Origin of the sequence: Mesorhizobium sp. B3-2-1, from assembly GCF_006439515.1 — a bacterium.
In the GTDB taxonomy this organism is placed as follows: domain Bacteria; phylum Pseudomonadota; class Alphaproteobacteria; order Rhizobiales; family Rhizobiaceae; genus Mesorhizobium.
In genome coordinates, this window is sequence record NZ_VFTI01000001.1 from 362366 (window position 1) to 383570 (window position 21205).

Consider the following 21205-nt stretch of genomic DNA (forward strand, 5'->3'; position numbering starts at 1 on the left):
CTCCTCCAAGACTGGCTGAACCTATCAGCCTGCCGGGATGCTGGAAATCCCGTCGATGGTACTGGAGCCTCTTCCCTGAAGGATCGCTATACGGCCGCGGCCGCCATTCTCGCGATGATGTCGCGCAAGACGGCTTCGTCCGCCGCTGGACGCGTCTTCCTCGAGGCCACCAGGCAGGCCTGCGACTCCAGCACGATGCCATCCCCCAGCACCTTGAGATGGTTGGCGCGCAGCGTCGAGCCTGAGGACGTGATGTCGACGATGACGTCGGCGAGGCCGGCTGCCGGCGCGCCCTCGGTGGCGCCGAGGCTCTCGACGATGCGATAGACCTGGATGCCGTGCTTGAGCGAAAAGAACTGCTGCGTCAGTCGCCAGTATTTGGTGGCGATCCTGAGCCGCCGGCCATGGCGCTGGCGAAAATCGGCTGCAACGTCGTCGAGATCGGCCATGGTATCGACATCGAGCCAGATCTCGGGCACCGCGACCACGACATCGGCATGGCCGAAGCCAAGACGGGCGACGATCTCGGCCCGCGCTTCCCAGTCGGCGAGATTTTCCCGCACCAGATCCTCGCCGGTGATGCCGAGATCGACCGCGCCCTGGCCTATTTCGCCCGATATTTCGGAGGCCGACAGGAAGACCACTTCTACATTGTCCATGCCCTCGACGCGGGCGTGATATTTGCGCTCGTCGCCGGGCAGGTTGACGGTGAGGCCAGCCTTGGCGAGCACCTCCAGCGCCTGCTCCTTGAGCCTGCCCTTCGACGGGATCGCCAGCGTGATCATGATGCCGCCCCTCGCAACGCCTCGATGCGGTCGAGCCAAACCGAGAAGCCGACACCAGGGATCGCGGTCTTGGCGCCGAGTAGCGTCAGCAACCTGTCATAGCGCCCGCCACCGGCCAGGGGACGCTCGCCATTGGCGGCCGCGATTTCGAAGACCACACCGGTGTAATAATCGAGCGGACGGCCGAAGGCGGCGTCGTAGCGGATTTTTTCGGAGGGCAAGCCATGCGCCTCGATTGCCTTGGCGCGGGCCGCGAATTTTTCCAGCGCGGCGCCCAGCGAAAGTCCGGCACCAGTGGCGAAGGTCTCCAGCGCCTTGTCCGCGCCATCGAGCGGCACATCGATCGCCAGGAAGTTCTTCAGCGCCGCGAAGGCCTCGTTCGACAGCCGCACGCTACGCAACTCGGCTTTCTCGATCAGCCGCCGCGCGATATCCGATGGCGCGCGCCCGGCGGATGCCGACAGGCCGGCCTTCTCCATGCCGCTGGCAATGTGCTGGGAAAGACCGTCCAGATCGCCGTCGAGGACAAGCGCCGCGACGGGACCGGAGAGCTGGCCGTTGCGCGGCGGGTTGGCGAGATCGGCGAGTGCCGCCTCCAGCATCGGCGCCGAGCCGAAGGCGCGGGCCAGCCGCATGCGCCAGCCGCGCGGCAGGCCGAGTGCCGCCAACACCGCCTCGAAGATGCCCTGGTCGCCAAGCGTGACCGCCAGCGACTGGTCGGGCAGCACCAGCGACAGCAGCGCGTGCGCGTCGGCCACCGAGCGGGCATCGGCTTCAGCCGTGTCGCGGTCGCCGAGATCCTCGATACCGGCCTGGAAGAACTCATTGCCGCCCTCGCGGCGCTGGCGAAACACTTCGCCCAGATAGGAGTAGCGGCGCGGCGTGCCTGCCTGGCTGGCTATATGGTCGAGGCAGACGGGGATGGTGAATTCCGGCCGCAGGCAGAGCGTCTGCCCGGTCTCGCTCTCGGTGAGGAAAATGCGGCGGCGCAGATCCTCGCCGGCCATGTCGAGGAACGGATCGGCCGGTTGAAGCACCGCTACTTCCACCGCATGCGTGTTGCGCGTGGCGAAGAGGGTGGTGATGTCGGTTGATATTGCGGGGTAGCGGGAGGTCATGGACAGGATGGGCGCGAGGCGCCCCCCTCTGTCCTGCCGGACATCTCCCCCTCAAGGGGGGAGATCGGATGTCGCGCATGCCTTCGCCAACCGTCGGCGTTGCAGAAAGGGCTCCGCATTTGAAGCTGCCAATCTCCCCCCTTGCGGGGGAGATGTCCGGCAGGACAGAGGGGGGTGTTCAAGCGCCACCCTTCCCGCGATCGGCAGCCTGCGCCGCCAAAATCGTCTTCACCTCGGCGACCAGTTCGTTTTCCGCCACCGTCACCTGCGCCGGCCGCGCGGCGCGCCATTCGGCGTTGTCCGTGATCTCCGCCGACATGCGCGCGCCTTCGATCAGGTCCTTGATCTGCAGCTCACCCTTGGCACGTTCGTCGCCGCCCTGGATGATGGCGACGGGACAGCCGCGCCGGTCGGCATATTTGAGCTGCGCCTTCATGCCGGCGCCGCCGAGATACATTTCGGAGCGGATGCCGGCGGCGCGCAATTGCGAGACCATCTTCTGGTAGCGGCCGAGGCTTTCCGTGTCCCTGTCCATGACCAGCACGACAACCGGCGCGATGACGTCGGCGCTGTCGAGCTTGCCGAGGTTCTTCAGCGCCGTCATCAGCCTGCTAACGCCGATGGAAAAGCCGGTCGCCGGAACCGGTTCGCCACGGAAGCGGGAAACCAAGCCATCGTAGCGCCCACCACCGCCGACCGAGCCGAAGCGCACGATCTGGCCGTCCTCATTGGGGATTTCGGCCAGAAGCTCGGCCTCGAAGACCGGGCCGGTATAGTATTCCAGGCCACGCACGACGGAACGATCCATGGCAATGCGGTCCTCGGCATATCCGGCGGCCCTGACCAGGGCTTCGATCGTCGCGAGTTCGCCTACGCCCTCCTGGTAGACCGCGTTTCCGCTGACGCTGGCATCCTGGCCAGCCTGCGCATTGCGCGCGGTCGCCAGAAGAACGGCCTCGGCTTGCGTGTGATTCAGCCCGGCGCCTTTGGCGAAGTCGCCCTCGCCTTCCTTGCCGCGGTCCCAACGCCCCGGGCCAAGCAGCAGCCGCACACCGTCCGGACCGAGCTTGTCTAGCTTGTCTATCGCACGCAGCACCGTCAGCCTGCGCCCGCCATTCTCGTCACCGCCAAGTCCGATCGCCTCCAGCACGCCGTCCAGCACCTTGCGGTTGTTGACGCGAATGACGTAGTCGCCGCGCTTGATGCCGAGCGCTTCCATGACGTCGGCCATCATCATCGCCATCTCGGCATCCGCCGCCACGCCCGGCGTGCCGATCGTGTCGGCGTCGAACTGCATGAACTGGCGGAAGCGGCCGGGGCCGGGCTTTTCGTTGCGGAACACCCAGCCTGAGCGGTAGCTGCGATAAGGTTTTGGCAAGCGTTCGAAATTCTCGGCGACGAAGCGCGCCGTGGGCGCCGTCAGATCGTAGCGCAGCGACAGCCACTGGTCGTCATCGTCCTGAAAAGAGAACACGCCTTCGTTCGGCCGGTCCTGGTCGGGCAGGAATTTGCCCAGCGCATCGGTATATTCGATCAGCGGCTGGTCGCCCGGCTCGAAGCCATAGAGCTCATAGACCGAGCGGATCGTCGCCATCATCTTCTCGACGGCGCGGATGTCCTCGGCGCTGCGGTCGGCAAAACCGCGCGGCAGCCGCGCTTTCGTCTTTTCCGATTTGTCGGCCATGGGTTCTTGCTCGGTGTTTGTGGCGATGGCAGGTCGGTAGTGGTGCGATTTTCGCAATATGATGCGATTTTCACATCGCGCGTGTCCTAAACGATGACGCTTGGTGCGGCAAGGCCGCACGAAGCCTCGCTTCGCTGCAACAAACCACTGCAGAAATGAACCAATTCCGCCATAAGCGCGGCATTCCGCCGACACAATCGCAGGCGACAAAGCGGGCCGGAACAAGGGGATCGGGCCATGGCGGTGGCGCGGAAATTCGACATCGGCTATGGCGGCGCCAGCGATCTGCACGCGCAGCTGCGCCCGGCCAACACCCACACTCACAAGATAACAAGCCAGGCAGCCGGTCCCTTCGAGCCTGGCGAAGGCGCCAGCCCCACTATGCGCGATGCGCTGGTGACCGGACTGCTGGTGATTTATCCGGCCCTCGCCATCGTGGCCGCCATTCTCGCCGGGCTTTACCTATCCAGAGCCGGCACCTGATAGCCGGCCTGCTCTCGGGACTTGAGCGTCGCCGCTATTTCGGCCGCTTGAAAGCCTTCCGCTCCTTCTCGACCTCCTTGCGGCACACACACCCCTCGAGATGGTCGTTGACCAGGCCCATGGCCTGCATGAAGGCGTAGACCGTGGTCGGGCCGACGAAGGTCCAGCCGCGCTTCTTCAGGTCCTTCGAAATCCGCACGGAGACCGCGGTGGTCGGATTGGCGCGCAAATGGGCGAGGTCGACGATCTTGGGGCGCTCTTCCTTGCCGGGTTCGAACTTCCAGAACCAGGCGGCCAGCGAGCCGAACTCGTCGACCATCTCGCGGGCGCGTTTGGCATTGTTGATGGTCGAGACGATCTTGCCGCGATGGCGGATGATGCCGGCATTGTCGAGCAGGCGCTCGACGTCCCGTTCGGTGAAGGCCGCGACCTTGTCGAAATCGAAGCCGGCAAAAGCCTCGCGAAAATTCTCCCGCTTGCGCAAAATGGTCAGCCACGACAGGCCCGACTGGAAGCCTTCTAGGCAGATCTTCTCGAACAGCCTGTGGTCGTCGGCCATCGGCCGGCCCCATTCGTGGTCGTGGTAATGCAGATAGTCGGGCAGATTGCCATGCCAGAAGCAGCGCGCGACACCGTCAGGACCGGCAAGCAGGCCGGTATTTTCATTGCTCATCCTGAAAAATCCATCCGTTAACGCGCTTCCGCGCTGTCTTTACCGTGGCTTTACCAGATTCCTGAACCCGGCGGTAACCACACCAAAGGGTTTACTGACAGAACGGCATTTTACGCATTCCGATTCATGTTTCGGTTGCTGCTCGCCGCCAATGATCGCGCAAGCCGGGAGCGTTCTCGCCCGGTGTATTTAGACGATCAAGGTGCGTTCCCGATGAAAAGAGTTCTGTTTCCCTTGCTCGGCGCAGTGGCTGTGTTTGCCGCCGGCGTCACACCCTCAACCGCCGGCGACCGCTATGCCGACAGGCCGCCGGTGATGGTGAGCCCCGACCTTTCCGCCCCCTGGGTGCTGCAGCTCGGCCATGCGCCGGGCATCGTGCGGCAGAACCGGCAGGCCGCGCAGCCGCGCCAGCGCACCGCGCAGCCCGACCGCGTGCAGACGGCCGCCGTGCAGGCGCCGGGCAAACGCATGGTCATGCGCCCGCAGATCAACCCGGTCTACCTGCCGCAGGAAGTCGCCTATGACGGCGCGCAGAAGCCGGGCACGATCGTCATCGATACCACGCAGAATTTCCTTTATCTGGTCGAGAAGAACGGCAAGGCGCGGCGCTACGGCGTCGGCACCGGCAAACCCGGCTTCGAATGGTCGGGCACGCACAAGATCACAAACAAGCGCGTCTGGCCGGACTGGCGTCCGCCGGCCGAGATGATCAAGCGCGAGGCGGCCAAGGGTCGCTACCTGCCGACCTATCTGGCCGGCGGCATGGAGAACCCGCTCGGCGCGCGCGCACTCTATATCGGCACGACCGAGTACCGCATCCATGGCACCAACCAGCCCTGGACAATCGGCGGCGCGGTATCGTCGGGCTGCATCCGCATGCGCAACGAGGATGTCGTCGACCTCTATGAACGGGTCAATGTCGGAACGACGGTCGAAGTGATATAGTGATAGCGAATCAACCGGTTAAGCAGTGCTGAGTAGATTTTGGCGCACTGTTGCCCTCAAGCCATAGCGCATCTTTGGAAGACGTGCTTAGACTGGCAGCGAGTTAACGGGGGACGGGCCGTGTGGGGATACGGCCAGTCACGAGAGGGCAGCACGGGTAACCGGGCTGCCCTTTTCGTTTCACGGTGCGACAGGTCGCCCCGGAGGCACGGTGTTTCGTTTTCAGGGCTGATTTCCTGGCCATGCTCTGCTATTGCAGTGCACAATCTCCCCACCAAAGGTTCGAACTATGTCCCTGTCCGACGACAGCCGCTATCTCAAGGGCGGCCCGGTTGCCCAGCGCATCATCGCCGCCGTGCGCGAGGACGCGGCCATAGCCAAGGCCGAGGGCTTTCCGCCCAAGCTGATCTCGATCACCGTCGGTGATACCGACGCGGTCGATGTCTATGTGCGCAACCAGCGCGCCAAGGCTGAGCTCGCCGGCATCGATTTCGAGGAGCGGCGCTTTCCCGCCACCATCACCTCGGGTGAACTCGAAGCAGCCATCCACGGGCTGAACGCCGATCCGCGCGTCACCGGCATCATCATCCAGCGGCCGGTTCCCGCGCATATCCCGATCAAGACTCTGCAGGCGGCCGTCCACCCGCTCAAGGACGTCGAGGGCATGCACCCGGCCTCGATCGGCAATATCGTCTACAACCAGCTCGACCTCGCGCCCTGCACGGCGGCGGCCTCGGTCGAGTTGCTCAAGGAAACCGGGCTCGACCTCAAGGGGCTCGAAGTCGTGATCGTCGGCCATTCCGAAATCGTCGGAAAGCCGATCGCTTTCCTGCTGATGAGCGAGGGCGCAACCGTCACCGTCTGCCATCATATGACACGATCGGTCGCCGCCCATGCGCGCCGCGCCGACGCGCTGTTCGTCGCCGTCGGCAGGCCGCGCCTGATCAAGGCCGACATGGTAAAGCCGGGTGCGGCCGTCATCGACATCGGCATCAATTCCGAAACTGGGCCTGATGGCACGAGCCGCATCGTCGGCGACGTCGACACCGACAGCGTGCGCGAGGTTGCCTCCTGGATCACGCCGGTGCCGGGCGGCGTCGGCCCGATCACGGTGGCGATCCTGCTGCGCAACACAATGGTCGCGCTCAGCCGCCAGCGCGCGCTCTATGAGGCGACCTATGGCACGTCGGACAGGCTCGCGGCCGAGTAGCAATGAAACGAACGCCTATTCCGCCGCGACCAGGCTGTCTTCCGTAACGCCGTCCGGCTTCGGCCCGCCATAGGCCCAGTCGAGCAGCTTGATCGTGTGCACCACCGGCATCCTGGCGGCGGATGCGATCTGCGTGATGCAGCCGATGTTGCCGGTGGCGACGATCGAGGCACCCGTCGCCTCGATATTCCTGACCTTACGATCGCGCAGCCTGGCCGAAATCTCGGATTGCAGGATGTTGTAGGTGCCGGCCGAGCCGCAACAAAGGTGCCCCTCGCGCGGCTCGCGCACGACGAAACCGGCCTTGGCCAGCAACTCCTTCGGCTGGCGCGTTATCTTCTGGCCGTGCTGCATCGAGCAGGCCGAGTGATAGGCGACAACCGTGCCAGGCTTGCGCACGGGTTCAGGCAGGTCGATGGCGGCCAGATACTCGGTGATGTCCTTGGCCAGCGCCGACACGCGCGCGGCCTTGTCGGCATAGGCCGGATCGAGGCGCAGCATGAAGCCGTAATCCTTGATCGTCGTGCCACAGCCCGATGCGGTGATGATTATGGCGTCGAGCCCGCCCTGCTCGATGGCGCGCGTCCAGGCATCGACATTCTGCCTGGCCGAGGCAAGGGCGGCTTTTTCCCGCCCCATGTGATGAACCAGTGCGCCGCAGCAGCCCTCGCCCGGCGGTACCACGACCTCGACGCCGAGCCGTGTCAGCAGCGAGATGGTCGTATCGTTGATGGCGGGATCGAGCACCGATTGCGCGCAGCCGGTCAGGATGGCGACGCGGCCCTTTTTCGCCCCCTGCCCGGCATGGACGCCCGGCAAGGCCATTGGCGAGGCTGCCGGGATCGATGCCGGCGCGAGCTTGAGCATCGCGCCGAGAGGCTTCAGTGCCGGGATTTTTTCGAACAGGCCGATGAAAGGCTTGCCGAGTTTTGCCAGTTTGAGCGCGGCGCGGAAGCGCTGGGGATAGGGCAGCACGAAGGCCAGCATGGCGCGGGTCAGGCGATCGAGCAGCGGCCGCTTGTAAGTCTCCTCGATATGGGCGCGGGCATGGTCGACCAGATGCATGTAGTTGACGCCCGACGGGCAGGTGGTCATGCAGGCGAGGCAGGACAGGCAGCGATCGATATGGGTGACGATCTCCTTGTCGGCGGGACGGCCGTTCTCCAGCATGTCCTTGATCAGGTAGATGCGCCCACGCGGCGAATCGAGTTCGTTGCCGAGCGTTACATAGGTCGGGCAAGTGGCGGTGCAGAAGCCGCAATGCACGCATTTGCGCAGGATCTTTTCCGACTCGGCGACATGCGGATCGGCAAGCTGTGCGGGCGAAAAATTGGTCTGCATCTCTGATGTCCTAGGCCATGCGGCCGGGATTGAGGATGTTCTTCGGGTCGAATTCCTGTTTCAGCCGCTGGCTGAGCGCCGCCAATGCCGGCGCCTGCGGCTCGAACACCGGCAGGGCCGCCCGATGGGAAGGGGTAGCGCGCACCAGCGTCGCATGGCCGCCGCCATGTTTTCTCAAGAGCCCACGCAGCAGCGCGGCTTCCGGGTCGCCCTCCTCCATGCGCAACCACACCAGCCCACCCTGCCAGTCGTAGAAGGCGCTGACGGCTGCCTGCATGCGTAGCGTCAGGATCATCTGGTGGCCCCGGGCGGGGGTCATCGAGACCCGCCAGACCGGTTTTTCGCTGCCATCGATGAAGGGGCTGCAATCCCTGATATCGCACCAGATTGCCTTGGCGGTCTCACTGGCAATCTCCTCCAGCGGGCCGGCCTTGCCGAGCAGTGTTTTCAGCGCTGCAACGCGATAGTCAACGGACGGACCAAAGCCTTCGACGCGCAGCAGCGTGGCGGCTTCGGTGCCGAGCGCACCGCCGGCAACGCGCGCGGCGATGCGCTCCGGCAGGTGGGCGGCGCACGACACTTCGGCACTGGAGCCCAGCGCCAGGGCCATGGCGGCGCAGGCGGCATCATCGAGCAGGCCACGAACTGCGAGCGTGATTTCGGTCTCGGCCGCCGGCAGCACCTTGAAGGTCACGTCGGTGAAGACGGCCAATGTACCCCAACTGTTGGCCATCAGCTTCGACAGATCATAGCCGGTGACGTTCTTGACCACGCGGCCGCCGGACTTGAAGGCCTCGCCACGGCCGGAGACGACATTGATGCCCAGGATGTGGTCGCGCGCGGCGCCCGCCTTCAGCCGGCGCGGACCGGACAGGTTGGCGCCGAGCACGCCGCCGATGGTGCCTTTGCCCGGCTCGCCGCCGAGCAGCGGGCCGTAATCCATCGGCTCGAAGGCCAGCTGCTGGCCGTTTTCAGCCAGCAGCTTTTCGATCTCGGCCAGCGGCGTCCCTGATTTGGCCGACAGCACCAGTTCGGCGGGTTCATAGAGGGTCACGCCCGAGAGTTTCGACAGGTCGAGCGTATGCTCGGTCTGCAACGGACGACCAATGCCGCGCTTGGAGCCATGGCCGAGGATTTCAAACGATGTTTCCTCTGCCGCCGCCCAGGCAATGGTGGAGAGGACTTCATCTGGGGTCAGGGGGCTGAAGATGGTCATATTCGCACCTGATTCCTCGCCCCCGCAAAGCGGGGGAAACAGGATAGGCCGAGTTCTGTCGCGCCCCCCTCTGTCCTGCCGGACATCTCCCCCTCAAGGGGGGAGATCAGATGTCGCGCAGGGTTTCTCCAATCTTCTGCGTTGAAGAAAAGGCGAAGCGCACGAACTGCCAATCTCCCCCCTTGAGGGGGAGATGTCCGGCAGGACAGAGGGGGGTGTTCACGCGCCCACATATCAGCTCAAAACCTCGGAATGTCGGGAAATGCCACCTGGCCGCGGTGCACGTGCATGCGGCCGAGCTCGGCGCAGCGGCGCAGTTGCGGGAACACCTTTCCGGGATTGAGCAGATGGTTGGGATCGAAGGCGCATTTGACGCGCATCTGCTGATCGAGGTCTATTTGGTTGAACATTTCCGGCATCAGGTCGCGCTTCTCGACCCCGACGCCATGCTCGCCGGTGAGCACGCCACCGACCTTGACGCAGAGCCTCAGAATGTCGGCGCCGAAGCTTTCGGCCTTGTCCAGTTCGCCCGGCACGTTGGCATCGTAAAGGATCAGCGGATGCAGATTGCCGTCGCCGGCGTGGAAGACATTGGCGACGCTGAGACCGTATTTCTCCGACAGTTCGCGCATGCCGGCCAGCACGCGCGGCAGCTCCTTGCGCGGAATGGTGCCGTCCATGCAGTAATAATCGGGCGAGATGCGGCCGACGGCGGGGAAGGCCGCCTTGCGACCGGCCCAAAAACTCAGCCGCTCTTGCTCGGACTGCGAGATGCGGCACGTGGTCGAGCCGTTGCGGATGGCGATCGCCTCGACCGCGGTGATGAGATGGTCGACCTCGACGCTCGGCCCGTCGAGTTCGACGATCAGCAGCGCCTCGACATCCAGCGGATAACCAGCATGGACGAAATCCTCGGCGGCATGGATCGCCGGCCGGTCCATCATTTCCATGCCGCCTGGAATGATGCCGGCGCCGATGATGTCGGCGACGCACTGGCCGCCCTGCTCGCTGGTCGGAAAGCCGATCAGCAGGGCGCGCGCCGTCTCCGGCTTCTTCAGGATGCGCACGGTGACTTCGGTGACGACGCCGAGCAGACCTTCCGAACCGGTCATGACGCCGAGCAGGTCATAGCCTTCGGCGTCGAGGTGGCCGCCGCCGAGCCGCACCACCTCGCCATTCATCAGCACCATCTCGATGCCGAGCACATTGTTGGCGGTGAGGCCGTATTTCAGGCAGTGCACGCCGCCGGAGTTCTCCGCGACATTGCCGCCGATCGAGCAGGCGATCTGGGAGGATGGATCGGGGGCATAGTAAAAGCCCTCCTGCTCGACGGCGGTCGTGATGCCGAGATTGGTGACGCCGGGCTGGGCGACGACGATGCGGTTGGGAAAATCGATCTCGAGGATGCGGTTGAACCGGCTCATCACCAGCAGCACCGCGTCCTCCAGCGGCAGCGCACCGCCCGAAAGCGAGGTGCCGGATCCGCGCGGCACGACGCGAATGTTGCGGTCGTTGCAGTATTTCAGCACGCGCGAGACCTGCGCCACCGTCTCCGGCAGCACCACGACCAGCGGCACCTGCCGGTAGGCGGTCAGGCCATCGCTTTCGAAGGCGCGCATTTCGTTGGCGGCGTCGACCACGCCCTCGCCCGGCACGATGATGCGCATGTCGCCGACGATTTCGTTGCGCCGGCGCAGCGTCCCGGCGTCTGGCTTGGGCATGGCAAGGCCGGACATCGGCACTTCCTCCACTCGACTGGTAAAAATGATTTACCAGCTAGAGGCATTTGTTGCAAACCTTGCTTTGATGGCGTCGGGGCGACGGACGCATGCAAGGCTTCCGCAGCGGCAATCTGCCGCTGCACATCTATTGCGTGCGAAGCATAGTGCGGACTATTCGCCCGGATGTTTCGCGGGCTCGGAATGCATCCGTCGCACCCTGCGCACGCCCCACCAGACCAGCAGCATGGCGAACGGCACCGAGGCGGCGGTGACGACCTCCGGCGCGAACGCGTGGCCAAATACCGACGCGCCTTTGGCGACATAGCCGATGAGACCGACAACGTAATAGGAGACGGCGGCGACCGAGAGACCCTCGACGGTCTGCTGCAGGCGCAGTTGCAGTCGGGCGCGGTTGTTCATCGAGGCGAGAAGGTCGCGGTTCTGCTTCTCGACCTCGACATCGACCCAAGTGCGCAGCAGCGTGGTGGCGCGCGTCAGCTTGCGTGACAGATTGGCCTGGCGCTCCTCGACCGAGCGGCAGGTGCGCATGGCTGGCGCCATGCGCCGCAGCAGAAAGCCCGCCCAGGTGTCGTAGCCCTGCACAGGCTCCTCATCCAACGCCTCGAGTCTTTCCGTGACGATGCCGTCATAGGCGCGGCTGGCGCCGAAGCGGTAGAGGCTGGAAGCGGCATCGGCCTCCAGTTCGGCCGCAAGCTCCGTCAGGTCGGCGAGCAGCGTCTGGTTGTCGCGCGTCTCGGCGGCCTTCATTTCCAGCGTCGTCTGCGCCAAGCGGTCCTCGATGCGGCGAGCGCGGCCGGACAAGGTGAGCGCCAGCGGCAGACCGAGCATGGCAAGCGTGCGGTAGGTCTCGATGTCGATCAGCCGCTGCGACAGCGCGCCGGTGCTGGCCGGAGTGAGACCTCGGTCGAGCACCAGCATGCGGGTCATGCCGTCGCCGTCCTGACGGAAGTCGGTGACGATGGCCGCGCTGCCACGCTCGACCAGCGAATGACAGAGGCTGGTCGGGTCGAAGCCGGCGATCAGCCTCTCGTTCGCCTGCGTCCATTTGCGGATCTCGAGCCGGATGCCCGAGATGACGGTTCCCGGCGGAGAAAAGCCGTTGCCAAAGGGCGAATCCTCTTGTCCCCGGCCATTCTCGGCCAGCGGCCCCTCCCAGAGATAGGTCGAGAATTCCGTGTGCCGCTCCCAGCGCAGCGTGCCCTTGCCCCATTTCATGGCGTGGTGGCGGGCATGACGCTCGGGGGCGGCGATGCCGAGGCGGCGCGACAGTTCGGAAAGCACGGCATGGTCGACCGCGGAGCCGCCTTCGGTCATGAAGGAGAGTTGGACGAGCACGCGCGGCTTCTCGACCAACGGATGCGGACGGGCATGAACCTCGCCGAGCGCGCCGGGCCGGCCTTCATGCGCCGGAAAGCCCATGACGCTGCCTTGGCTGCGCGGCTGGAATTCAAGATTGGACGTCTCGTCCGACACGTCTGGTCCCCCTGGTTTCGACCCTTCGTGCAATGGCGTCGTCTTGCTGCAATCGGCAAGGGACGTAAACAGCAAAGTTTAGCCCGAGGCGATATGCCGGCGCGGCGCAAGAATCGACCGAACGAGACGAATTGGATAAATAATTTGACCAGTTGGCGACAGTGGCCTTAATCTGCGCGACATCATTCCGTTCTCCAGGCGCTTCCTTTGAGCGACATTTTCTCCAGGATCGAGCATTCGCGCACCGCCGACGAGGTGGTACAGCAGATCGAAAGCCTCATTCTCGAAGGCGTGCTGCGCACCGGCGACCGGCTGCCCGGCGAGCGCGAGCTGGCACGTCAGTTCGATGTGTCGCGGCCCATCCTGCGCGATGCGCTGAAGGCGCTCGAAGGGCGCGGCCTGCTGTCGACCCGCCCGGGCGGCGGCACGCACGTCGCCGACATTATCGGCCAGCTGTTCACCAAGCCGGTGGCGGACCTGATCTCGACGCATCGCAAGGCGGTGGCCGACTATCTGGAATACCGCCGTGAGATCGAAGGCATAGCCGCCGAATACGCGGCGCGGCGCGCCACACCCGAGGACCTTGCCCTGCTCGACCGCATCATGGCGCGCATGGACGAGGCGCATCGCACCGGCGATTTCGACGACGAGGCCGAGATCGACGTCGAGTTCCATCATGCGATCTGCGAATGCGCGCACAACATCCTGCTCTTGCACACGCTGCGCTCCTGCTACCGGCTCTTGTCGGAAGGCGTGTTCCAGAACCGGCTGCTGGTGTTCACCGTGCCTGGCGCACGCGAGGCGCTGCTGACGCAGCACCGGGCGATCCACACCGCGGTCAAGGCCGGCGATCCAGCCGGCGCCCGCCAGGCGGCGATGGACCACATGACCTATGTCGAGCGTTCGATGGCGGAAGCCGAACGCAGCGGCGACTGGCAACGCGTGTCGCGGCTGAGGCTGCGGCAGCGTTCGGAAGCCGGCGACAACGAACCGGCGCGCAGACGCTCCTAATCAATTCGATCAAGCGGGAACCATCATGAGCGACATTCTCACCATCGCAGACCTCAAGGATCTCGCGCGCCGGCGCGTGCCCAAGATGTTCTTCGACTATGCCGACTCGGGCGCCTGGACCGAGAGCACTTATCGGGCGAACGAGGAAGACTTCCAGAAGATCAAGTTCCGCCAGCGCGTGCTGGTCGACATGAGCAACCGCTCGCTGGAATCGACCATGGTCGGCCAGAAAGTGTCGATGCCAGTGGCGCTGGCGCCGACCGGCCTGACCGGCATGCAGCATGCCGACGGTGAGATGCTGGCAGCGCAGGCGGCAGAGGAATTCGGCGTGCCGTTCACGCTCTCGACGATGAGCATCTGCTCGATCGAGGATGTCGCCTCGGTGACGAAGAAACCGTTCTGGTTCCAGCTCTATGTGCTGCGCGACAAGGACTTCGTGCTTAGTTTGATCGACCGGGCGAAGGCGGCGAAATGCTCGGCGCTGGTGCTGACACTCGACCTCCAGGTCCTCGGCCAGCGTCACAAGGACGTCCGCAACGGGCTTTCGGCGCCGCCCAAGATGACGTTGGCCAACATAGCCAACATCGCGGTGCGGCCTGGCTGGTGGATGGGCATGGCTGGCACGAAGCGCCGTACCTTCCGCAACATCGTCGGACATGCCAAGGGCGTCGGCGATGTGGCTTCGCTGTCGTCATGGACGACGGAGCAGTTCGATCCGCAACTGTCGTGGAAGGACGTCGCCTGGATCAAGGAACGCTGGGGCGGCAAGCTGATCCTCAAGGGCATCCTCGACAAGGAAGACGCGCTGATGGCGGCCAAGACCGGCGCCGACGCGATCATCGTTTCCAACCATGGCGGGCGGCAGCTCGATGGCGCGTCATCGTCGATCATGGTGCTGGAGGAAATCGCCGATGCGGTTGGCGACCAAATCGAAGTCCATATGGACGGCGGCATCCGCTCCGGCCAGGACGTTTTGAAAGCGCTGTGCCTAGGCGCCAAGGGCACCTATATCGGCCGGCCATTTCTTTACGGCCTTGGCGCGCTGGGCAAGGAAGGGGTTACCAAAGCGTTGGAAATCATCCGCAAGGAGATGGACATCACGCTGGCGCTGTGCGGAAAGCGTCTGGTCACCGACATGGGCAAGGAGCAGCTCCGACGCTAAGTCCGTGACATCTGACCACGGAGATATCCAGACCTTGGCGGAACCTGGCATCCATTTCCTCGACGCACATGGGCCGGACGGCGTGCGTCTTTACGCGATCGGCGACGTGCATGGCCGGCTCGACCTGCTGGCCGCCATGCACGGACAGATCAAGGCCGAGATCGCGAGGGACCTGGTCGCGGACTGGCGCATCATCCATCTTGGCGACTATGTCGATCGCGGACCGGACTCCAAGGGCGTCATCGACTTTCTGATCGAGGCGCGCGAACGTGATCCGCGAAACATGATGCTGGCCGGCAATCACGACATCGGCTTTCTCGATTTTCTCAAGACGCCCGACCCCGAAGGGCTGTTCATCCGTTTCGGCGGCATCCAGACCGCGCAATCCTACGGGGTGACGATCAACAACGGCACCGGCGTTTGGTTCGGCAAGGCGGAATCAGCCGTGCGCAGGGGCCATCAAGCCCTGCTCGACGCCGTGCCGCAAAGTCATGTCGACTTCCTGCGATCGCTGCCGTTCTCGATGACATCGGGCGACTTCTTCTTCTGCCATGCCGGCATCAGGCCAGGCATTCCCTTGGACAATCAGAACCCGCAGGACCTGATCTGGATCCGTGACGTCTTTCACGACCACACCGGCCTCTTCGCCAAGATCGTGGTGCACGGCCACACGCCCGTCCCCGAGGCGGAAGTGATGGCCAACCGCGTCAATGTCGACACGCTTGCCTGGCAGTCAGGCATGTTGACCGCGCTCGTCGTGGACGGCGCAGACAAACGCATCCTGGAAATGTCGATAAAGGAGCCTTGAGGACCCGGCGCCCGAGGGCGCGACGGATGCCTTGGCCTAGCGCAGGGAAGCGGTGACGCCGTAGCCGTCGACGGCGTTGTGGTTGTTGGCCGCATCGGCGGCGTAAATACCAAGACCGCAAAGCACAATGGCGGACAGCATGACAAAGGACAGAAGCGCTGCTTTCACGGAGGTCATCTCTTGTTGAGCTTCCTGCATCTGTGCACGAGGCGGTTACCAATGCGTTGAAATGGAAAAATCGCTTCAAAGTTTCGACGATTTCGCGCTTCTAGGCGTGTTCTGTATCGATGGTGTGTCGCACGGGTCACACAAAAGGTTCATCCCGGTTGCACAGCCAGCGTAGGGCGCGCGCCTTCTAGGATGGCGGCCGGACACAAGCCAAGGATGAAAAGGTTTTCCCCAGACGGATTCATGGCCGCGTGCCAATTATGTCACGCGAACCGTGAGCGGACGTTAGATGGTCGCCACCCAAGCACGGGCGATGGCGAGACCAGCCGCATCGGCGTCGGGACCGTTGCGGGCCATTTCACCATCGAGCTTGCCGGCCCAGTCGGGATGGCGCGCAGCAATGGTCGGGGCGAAGGAGGAGCTCCAATCCTTCACCATCGGCCGGTCGGCCTCGAAATGGAACTGGAAGCCATAGACGGCGCGGCCGACGCGAAACGCTTGGTTTTCGGCGACATCGTTGCCGGCGAGCCGCACGGCGTTTTCGGGCAACACGAACGTGTCGTCGTGCCACTGGAAGGTCGGGAACTTTTCCGGCAGCTCAGCCAGCACCGGATCGGCCTTGGCATCCGGCGTCAGCGACACGCCGCGCCAGCCGAATTCGTTGGCGCCGCCGATGCGGTTTTCGCCGCCAAAGGCGCGGGCGACAAGTTGGCCGCCGAGGCAGATGCCGAGCACGGCGCGGTCCTTGCCGGCGAAATCGCGGGTCAGTTCGAGCAGCGCCGGGAAATAGGGATATTCTTCGTCGGCCAGCGCATTCTGGCCGCCGCCGAGCACCACCATGGCATCATGGCCGGTTGCGTCCTCAGGCAGCGGATCGCCCATGTAGGGAAGGCGCACATCGAGATCGGCACCCGCTTCCGCCAGTGCCGCACCGACCTGGCCGAGGCCGGTGTTGTCGTAGTTCTGGACAACCAGCACACGCATCGAAAACCCTGCTGACATGAAAAAGGTGCCACGAGCGATATCATGGCGCCGGCATTTCAGCCAAGATGCGAGCACGCGGAGAAGACTATGCCACTGCAGAACCGGGTCGATCCGTTCGGCGCCATCCACGCCGTGCCGGAGCGTGGCCTGTTCACCGGCAATCGCGGCATCATCCACGACCCCGCGACAAGGACTCTCCTGAAAAAGCGCTGGGCGCTTCAGGCCTGGGTCATCTGCGTGTGTCAATTCCGCAATGTGCGGCGCGAGCCGATGGGCCGCAACCGGGCCGGTGGCAAGGCCGGCTGGACCGAGTTGTTCTTTCTCGACGAGGTGACGGCGCTCGCGGCCGGACATCGCCCCTGTTTCTTTTGCCAGCGCGAACGGGCCAGGGATTTTGTCGCCCGCTTCGGCCAAGCCTTCGGTATTGCCGAGCCGCGCGCCCCGCAGGTCGACAAGCGATTGCACAAGGAGCGGCTGTCGTCGGGCGGCAAGCGGCCGGCTGTCGCGATGGATGCGCTTGCCCGCCTGCCCGACGGCGCGATGATCGCAGCCGGCGGCAACGCCTATGCCTTGCGCAAAGGCGAGGCATTGCCATGGGCCTTTTCCGGATACGGCCCGCCAACCAGCCTTGATCGGTTCGAGGATGAGACGCTTGTGCTGCTGACCCCGCAGACGACGCTTGCCGTCCTGCGTCATGGCTTTCAACCCGTGTGGCATCCTTCCGCCAAGGCTTGACGCCGGCGGCCGCCTCGCCCATTCCTCGGCCATGCGCGCCAACTACAAGATGCAACGTCTGTTCGTGCCCTATGACCTCGGGCCAGACATCGAGTTCGAGCCCAGCCAGCAGCAGAGCCATTATCTCGTGCATGTGCTGCGGCTCTCCGAAGGCGCGCAGATCCTTGTCTTCAATGGCCGCGACGGCGAGTGGTCGGCAGCGATATCAGCGAAATCAAAGCGATCGGTGCGGCTGAAGGTACTGGCGCCGCAACGGACGCAGCCGCCCCTGCCCGATCTCATCTACTGCTTCGCACCGCTGAAGCAGGGCCGGCTCGATTATCTCGCGCAGAAGGCAGTCGAGATGGGCGCCGGCGTCCTGCAGCCGGTCATCACCCAGCACACCCAGGTGGCAAAGCCGTCCATCGATCGCCTGCGCGCCAATGTCGTCGAGGCAGCCGAACAATGCGGCATCCTGGCGGTGCCGGAGGTTCGCGAGGCGGAAAAATTCGAGCGCCTGCTGACCGGTTGGGACAAGGAAAGGCGACTGATCTTCTGCGACGAGGACGCCTCGACCAACAACCCGCTGCCTGCCTTGCAGGCGGTAAAGGAAAAGAAGCTCGCCCTGCTGGTCGGGCCCGAGGGCGGCTTTTCCGACGAGGAGCGCAAGATGCTGCGGGCGCTCCCCTTCGTGACCGCCATTCCGCTCGGGCCGCATATCCTGCGCGCCGACACGGCGGCGGTGGCGGCGCTTGCGGTGATGCAGGCAACAATTGGCGACTGGTAGGACGTTGTCTCTTGCAAGAGGGGTTTGCCGGCCGTGGTCTTCAATTCCTCTTGACCTGTGGCTCAGGATTTTTCGCTTGATCGGCTACTGACATTTCGTCCATTTAGCGCCGGCGGTGGGTCCAACCGCCTTTGAGGGCTTGACAATGGCGCGCGACACAACCGATTTCCGGCCCATCGAAGGCATTGACGAGCTTGTCGAGCACCTGGCCGAAGGCAACAAGCCGCGCGAAAAATGGCGCATCGGCACCGAGCACGAGAAATTCCCGTTCTATGTCGATGGCAACGCGCCGGTGCCTTACGGCGGCGCGCGCGGCATCCGCGCCATCCTTGAAGGCATGCAGAACAAGCTGGGCTGGGATCCGATCGTGGACGACGGCCGCATCATCGGCCTGGTCGAGCCGACAGGCCAAGGCGCGATCTCGCTCGAGCCCGGCGGCCAGTTCGAACTCTCCGGCGCGCCGCTGGAAACGATCCACCAGACCTGCCGCGAGGGCAATGCCCACCTGGCGCAGGTGCGCGAGATCGCCGAGCCGATGGGCATCCGCTTCCTCGGCCTCGGCGGCAGCCCGAAATGGTCGCTGGCCGAAACACCGAAAATGCCGAAGTCGCGCTATGAGATCATGACGCGCTACATGCCCAAGGTCGGCACCAAGGGCCTCGACATGATGTACCGCACCTGCACGATCCAGGTGAACCTCGACTTCGAGAGCGAGACCGACATGCGCCGCAAGATGCAGGTGTCGCTGAAACTGCAGCCGCTGTCGACGGCGCTGTTCGCCAACTCGCCCTTCACCGACAGCCGGCCGAACGGGCTGCAGAGCTGGCGTGGCGACATCTGGCGCGACACCGACAACCAACGCTCCGGCCTGCTCGAATTCTGCTTCTCACCGGATTTCGGTTTCGCCGATTATGTCGAATGGGCGCTCGACGTGCCGATGTATTTCGTCATTCGCGACGGCCGCTATCACGACATGACGCATATCTCTTTCCGCCAGTTCATGGCCGGGGCCGCGCGCAATGAAGTGCCTGACGGGCTGCCGACCATGGGCGACTGGGCGAACCACCTGTCGACGCTGTTCCCCGACGTGCGGCTGAAGCGTTTCCTGGAAATGCGCGGCGCCGATGGAGGTCCCTGGCGGCGCATCTGCGCGCTGCCGGCATTCTGGGTCGGGCTGCTCTACGACGAGGCGGCGCTTGACGCGGCCGAGGCGTTGACGTCGAGCTGGACCTACAAGGAAGTGCTGGCCATGCGCAATGCGGTGCCGGAACTCGGTATTTCCGCGCCTTTCCGCAACACCACGCTGCGCGAAGTCGCCCGCGACGTCATGGCCATTTCGCGCACCGGATTGAAGAACCGCGGCAAGAGGAACCGCGACGGCTACGACGAAACCTCGTTCCTCAACACGCTCGACGAGGTCGTGGCGCGCGGCACGACCAGCGCCGAGGAGATGCTGTCGGCCTATCACACGCGCTGGGGCGGCTCGATCGAGCCGGTATTCATGGAATATGCCTATTAACCCCGCGCGCTAGCGAGCGGCAAAAGCTGCTTCAATCGGGCATTGAAACGAATTAGGCTCTCACCTGAGGATTTCCCGGAGGAGAAGCCGATGCCTACCTTGTTCGACATGCTGACGCAGGCCCAGAACGGCAACGGCATGCAGGCGCTTGCGCAACAATACGGGCTTTCGCTGCAGCAGACACAGGCGGCGGTCGCAGCACTGCTGCCGGCCTTTTCACAAGGGTTGCAACGCAATACCGCCGATCCCTACGGGCTCGGCGCCTTCATGACGGCGATGGCAAGCGGCCAGCACGCCAAGTATTTCGAGGACGCGACCCGCGCCTTCTCGCCCCAAGGCGTCGATGAAGGCAACGGCATCCTGGGACATTTGTTCGGCTCCAAGGAGCTGTCGCGCGCGGTGGCCAGCCAGGCGGCGCAGGCGAGCGGCGTCAGCCAGCAGATCCTGCAGCAGATGCTGCCCGCGATCGCTTCGATGGTGATGGGCGGACTATTCAAGCAGACGACAAATCAGATGCAGGCCGCGGCTGGTCTTGGGGGTGGCGGCAATCCGCTGGGCGAGATCATCGAGCAGATGATGCGGCAAGGCGGCATGCAGGCGCCGGCGCCACAACAGCGCCAGTCGCCGCCGCCGCAGATGGACAACCCGCTCGGCAAAGTCTTGCAGGACATGTTCGGCGGCGGCTCGGCGCAACCGCAAAGCCAGCCGCAGCCGGCACCAAATCCCTACGGTGACAACCCGCTCGGCAAGGTGCTGCAGGACATGTTCGGCGGCGGCGCGCCGCAGCAACCACAAAGCCAACCCCAGCCACAGCAGACACAGAGTCCCTACGGCGACAACCCGCTGGGGAAAATCTTCGAGGAGATGCTGCGGCAAGGCGGAGGCTTCGGTGGCATGCCGGGCGGGCAGCCCACCCCGCAACAGCCTCAAGCGCCGCAGCCGCAGCAGCGCCAGCCACCACAGCCGCAAGCCAATCCAAGCGGCCGGCCAAGGAACCCGTTCGACGACATTTTCGGCAAGATGTTCGAGACCGGCGCCCAGCAGCGCGACGAATACCAGAAGGGCGTGGAAACGATCTTCGACCAGTTCAAGCGGGACATGGACCGGCGGTAGCAGTTCAAACGTCCGAGACAAATCCATGAGCAAACGGCTGGAGCAGATGCGCCGCAATATCCGGAAACCCGTAACATTCATCGACGAGGCAAAGAGACATGACTGACAGACTCGAATATCCGGTCATCATCGCGCCGCTTGCGATCGAGGACGGAGGTGGGTTTTCAGCCCTTGTACCAGATCTTCCTAGTTGCATGAGACTTCCTGTGTCAACCTGTTGTGAGCAAGAAGCTAGCGGCGGGGTGTTTGTTGGGGTCGTAGGATGTGCC

General features: G+C 64.2%; 20 protein-coding genes. 10 read left to right on the plus strand and 10 right to left on the minus strand.

The features are described from left to right. Positions 1–86: 86 nt before the first annotated feature. The 3 genes from hisG to hisS all read right to left on the minus strand — a co-directional run bounded on the left by hisG (position 87) and on the right by hisS (position 3587). Positions 87–785 (minus strand): ATP phosphoribosyltransferase, encoded by a 699-nt coding sequence (gene hisG / locus FJW08_RS01705; RefSeq protein WP_140808344.1) that lies wholly within the window; start codon positions 783–785, stop codon positions 87–89. Beyond that, positions 782–1903, minus strand: coding sequence for an ATP phosphoribosyltransferase regulatory subunit (locus tag FJW08_RS01710; RefSeq protein WP_140808345.1), 1122 nt, complete (start codon positions 1901–1903; stop codon positions 782–784). The genes hisG and FJW08_RS01710 overlap by 4 nt, the downstream gene beginning before the upstream one ends. A 178-nt stretch (positions 1904–2081) precedes the next feature. Next, positions 2082–3587, minus strand: a complete 1506-nt coding sequence (gene hisS, locus FJW08_RS01720) for a histidine--tRNA ligase (RefSeq protein ID WP_140808346.1) — start codon at positions 3585–3587, stop codon at positions 2082–2084. A 237-nt stretch (positions 3588–3824) separates the two neighbouring features. Here hisS and FJW08_RS01725 point away from each other — a divergent pair, with 237 nt between their 5' ends. After that, on the plus strand, positions 3825–4070 hold the full coding sequence (locus FJW08_RS01725; protein ID WP_140808348.1) for a hypothetical protein: 246 nt from the start codon (positions 3825–3827) through the stop codon (positions 4068–4070). Positions 4071–4104: 34 nt separating this feature from the next. Here FJW08_RS01725 and FJW08_RS01730 read toward each other — a convergent pair whose 3' ends face one another. After that, complete coding sequence (locus FJW08_RS01730) at positions 4105–4743, minus strand: DNA-3-methyladenine glycosylase I (RefSeq protein ID WP_140808350.1); 639 nt, start codon at positions 4741–4743, stop codon at positions 4105–4107. Between the two features lie 213 nt (positions 4744–4956). Here FJW08_RS01730 and FJW08_RS01735 point away from each other — a divergent pair, with 213 nt between their 5' ends. Both FJW08_RS01735 and FJW08_RS01740 read left to right on the plus strand, forming a co-directional pair. After that, positions 4957–5688 (plus strand): L,D-transpeptidase, encoded by a 732-nt coding sequence (locus tag FJW08_RS01735; RefSeq protein WP_140756662.1) that lies wholly within the window; start codon positions 4957–4959, stop codon positions 5686–5688. 289 nt (positions 5689–5977) lie between these two features. Further along, the gene (locus tag FJW08_RS01740; RefSeq protein WP_140808352.1) at positions 5978–6898 is read left to right on the plus strand and encodes a bifunctional 5,10-methylenetetrahydrofolate dehydrogenase/5,10-methenyltetrahydrofolate cyclohydrolase; all 921 of its coding nucleotides are present in this window, start codon (positions 5978–5980) and stop codon (positions 6896–6898) included. 15 nt (positions 6899–6913) lie between these two features. Here FJW08_RS01740 and glcF read toward each other — a convergent pair whose 3' ends face one another. From glcF to FJW08_RS01765, 4 genes are all read right to left on the minus strand, one after another. Then, positions 6914–8239 carry a glycolate oxidase subunit GlcF gene (gene glcF, locus FJW08_RS01745; protein ID WP_140808354.1) on the minus strand — a complete coding sequence of 442 codons (1326 nt, stop codon included), beginning with the start codon at positions 8237–8239 and terminating at the stop codon, positions 6914–6916. Between the two features lie 10 nt (positions 8240–8249). Next, positions 8250–9455, minus strand: a complete 1206-nt coding sequence (locus tag FJW08_RS01750; protein WP_140808357.1) for an FAD-binding protein — start codon at positions 9453–9455, stop codon at positions 8250–8252. A gap of 239 nt (positions 9456–9694) precedes the next feature. Further along, on the minus strand, positions 9695–11191 hold the full coding sequence (locus tag FJW08_RS01760) for an FAD-linked oxidase C-terminal domain-containing protein (protein ID WP_140808359.1): 1497 nt from the start codon (positions 11189–11191) through the stop codon (positions 9695–9697). Positions 11192–11347: 156 nt separating this feature from the next. Continuing rightward, positions 11348–12670: a DUF3422 family protein gene (locus FJW08_RS01765; protein ID WP_140808360.1), complete on the minus strand. Its 1323-nt coding sequence runs from the start codon at positions 12668–12670 to the stop codon at positions 11348–11350. 207 nt (positions 12671–12877) lie between these two features. On the opposite strand from FJW08_RS01765, the gene FJW08_RS01770 reads away from it, so the two are divergent. Genes FJW08_RS01770 through FJW08_RS01780 form a run of 3 tightly spaced genes read left to right on the plus strand, consistent with a single transcriptional unit; the run spans position 12878 to position 15651 of the window. Then, positions 12878–13681, plus strand: a complete 804-nt coding sequence (locus FJW08_RS01770; protein ID WP_140808362.1) for an FCD domain-containing protein — start codon at positions 12878–12880, stop codon at positions 13679–13681. A gap of 25 nt (positions 13682–13706) precedes the next feature. Beyond that, positions 13707–14843, plus strand: coding sequence for an alpha-hydroxy acid oxidase (locus FJW08_RS01775; protein ID WP_140756646.1), 1137 nt, complete (start codon positions 13707–13709; stop codon positions 14841–14843). A gap of 34 nt (positions 14844–14877) precedes the next feature. Then, positions 14878–15651, plus strand: coding sequence for a metallophosphoesterase (locus FJW08_RS01780; RefSeq protein ID WP_140756644.1), 774 nt, complete (start codon positions 14878–14880; stop codon positions 15649–15651). A gap of 36 nt (positions 15652–15687) precedes the next feature. On the opposite strand, the gene FJW08_RS01785 is transcribed toward FJW08_RS01780, so the two are convergent. Both FJW08_RS01785 and FJW08_RS01790 read right to left on the minus strand, forming a co-directional pair. Then, a complete protein-coding gene (locus tag FJW08_RS01785; RefSeq protein ID WP_181182814.1) occupies positions 15688–15828 on the minus strand; it encodes a hypothetical protein in 141 nt (46 codons plus the stop codon). A 276-nt stretch (positions 15829–16104) separates the two neighbouring features. Further along, positions 16105–16803 (minus strand): type 1 glutamine amidotransferase, encoded by a 699-nt coding sequence (locus tag FJW08_RS01790; RefSeq protein WP_140808364.1) that lies wholly within the window; start codon positions 16801–16803, stop codon positions 16105–16107. An 87-nt stretch (positions 16804–16890) separates the two neighbouring features. Here FJW08_RS01790 and FJW08_RS01795 point away from each other — a divergent pair, with 87 nt between their 5' ends. From FJW08_RS01795 to FJW08_RS01810, 4 genes are all read left to right on the plus strand, one after another. Further along, positions 16891–17538 carry a hypothetical protein gene (locus FJW08_RS01795; protein WP_140808366.1) on the plus strand — a complete coding sequence of 216 codons (648 nt, stop codon included), beginning with the start codon at positions 16891–16893 and terminating at the stop codon, positions 17536–17538. 31 nt (positions 17539–17569) lie between these two features. Next, on the plus strand, positions 17570–18304 hold the full coding sequence (locus tag FJW08_RS01800; RefSeq protein ID WP_140808418.1) for a 16S rRNA (uracil(1498)-N(3))-methyltransferase: 735 nt from the start codon (positions 17570–17572) through the stop codon (positions 18302–18304). 145 nt (positions 18305–18449) lie between these two features. Then, positions 18450–19823: a glutamate--cysteine ligase gene (locus FJW08_RS01805; RefSeq protein WP_140808368.1), complete on the plus strand. Its 1374-nt coding sequence runs from the start codon at positions 18450–18452 to the stop codon at positions 19821–19823. Positions 19824–19913: 90 nt separating this feature from the next. After that, positions 19914–20936 (plus strand): DUF937 domain-containing protein, encoded by a 1023-nt coding sequence (locus FJW08_RS01810; RefSeq protein WP_140756636.1) that lies wholly within the window; start codon positions 19914–19916, stop codon positions 20934–20936. Positions 20937–21205 lie beyond the last annotated feature (269 nt).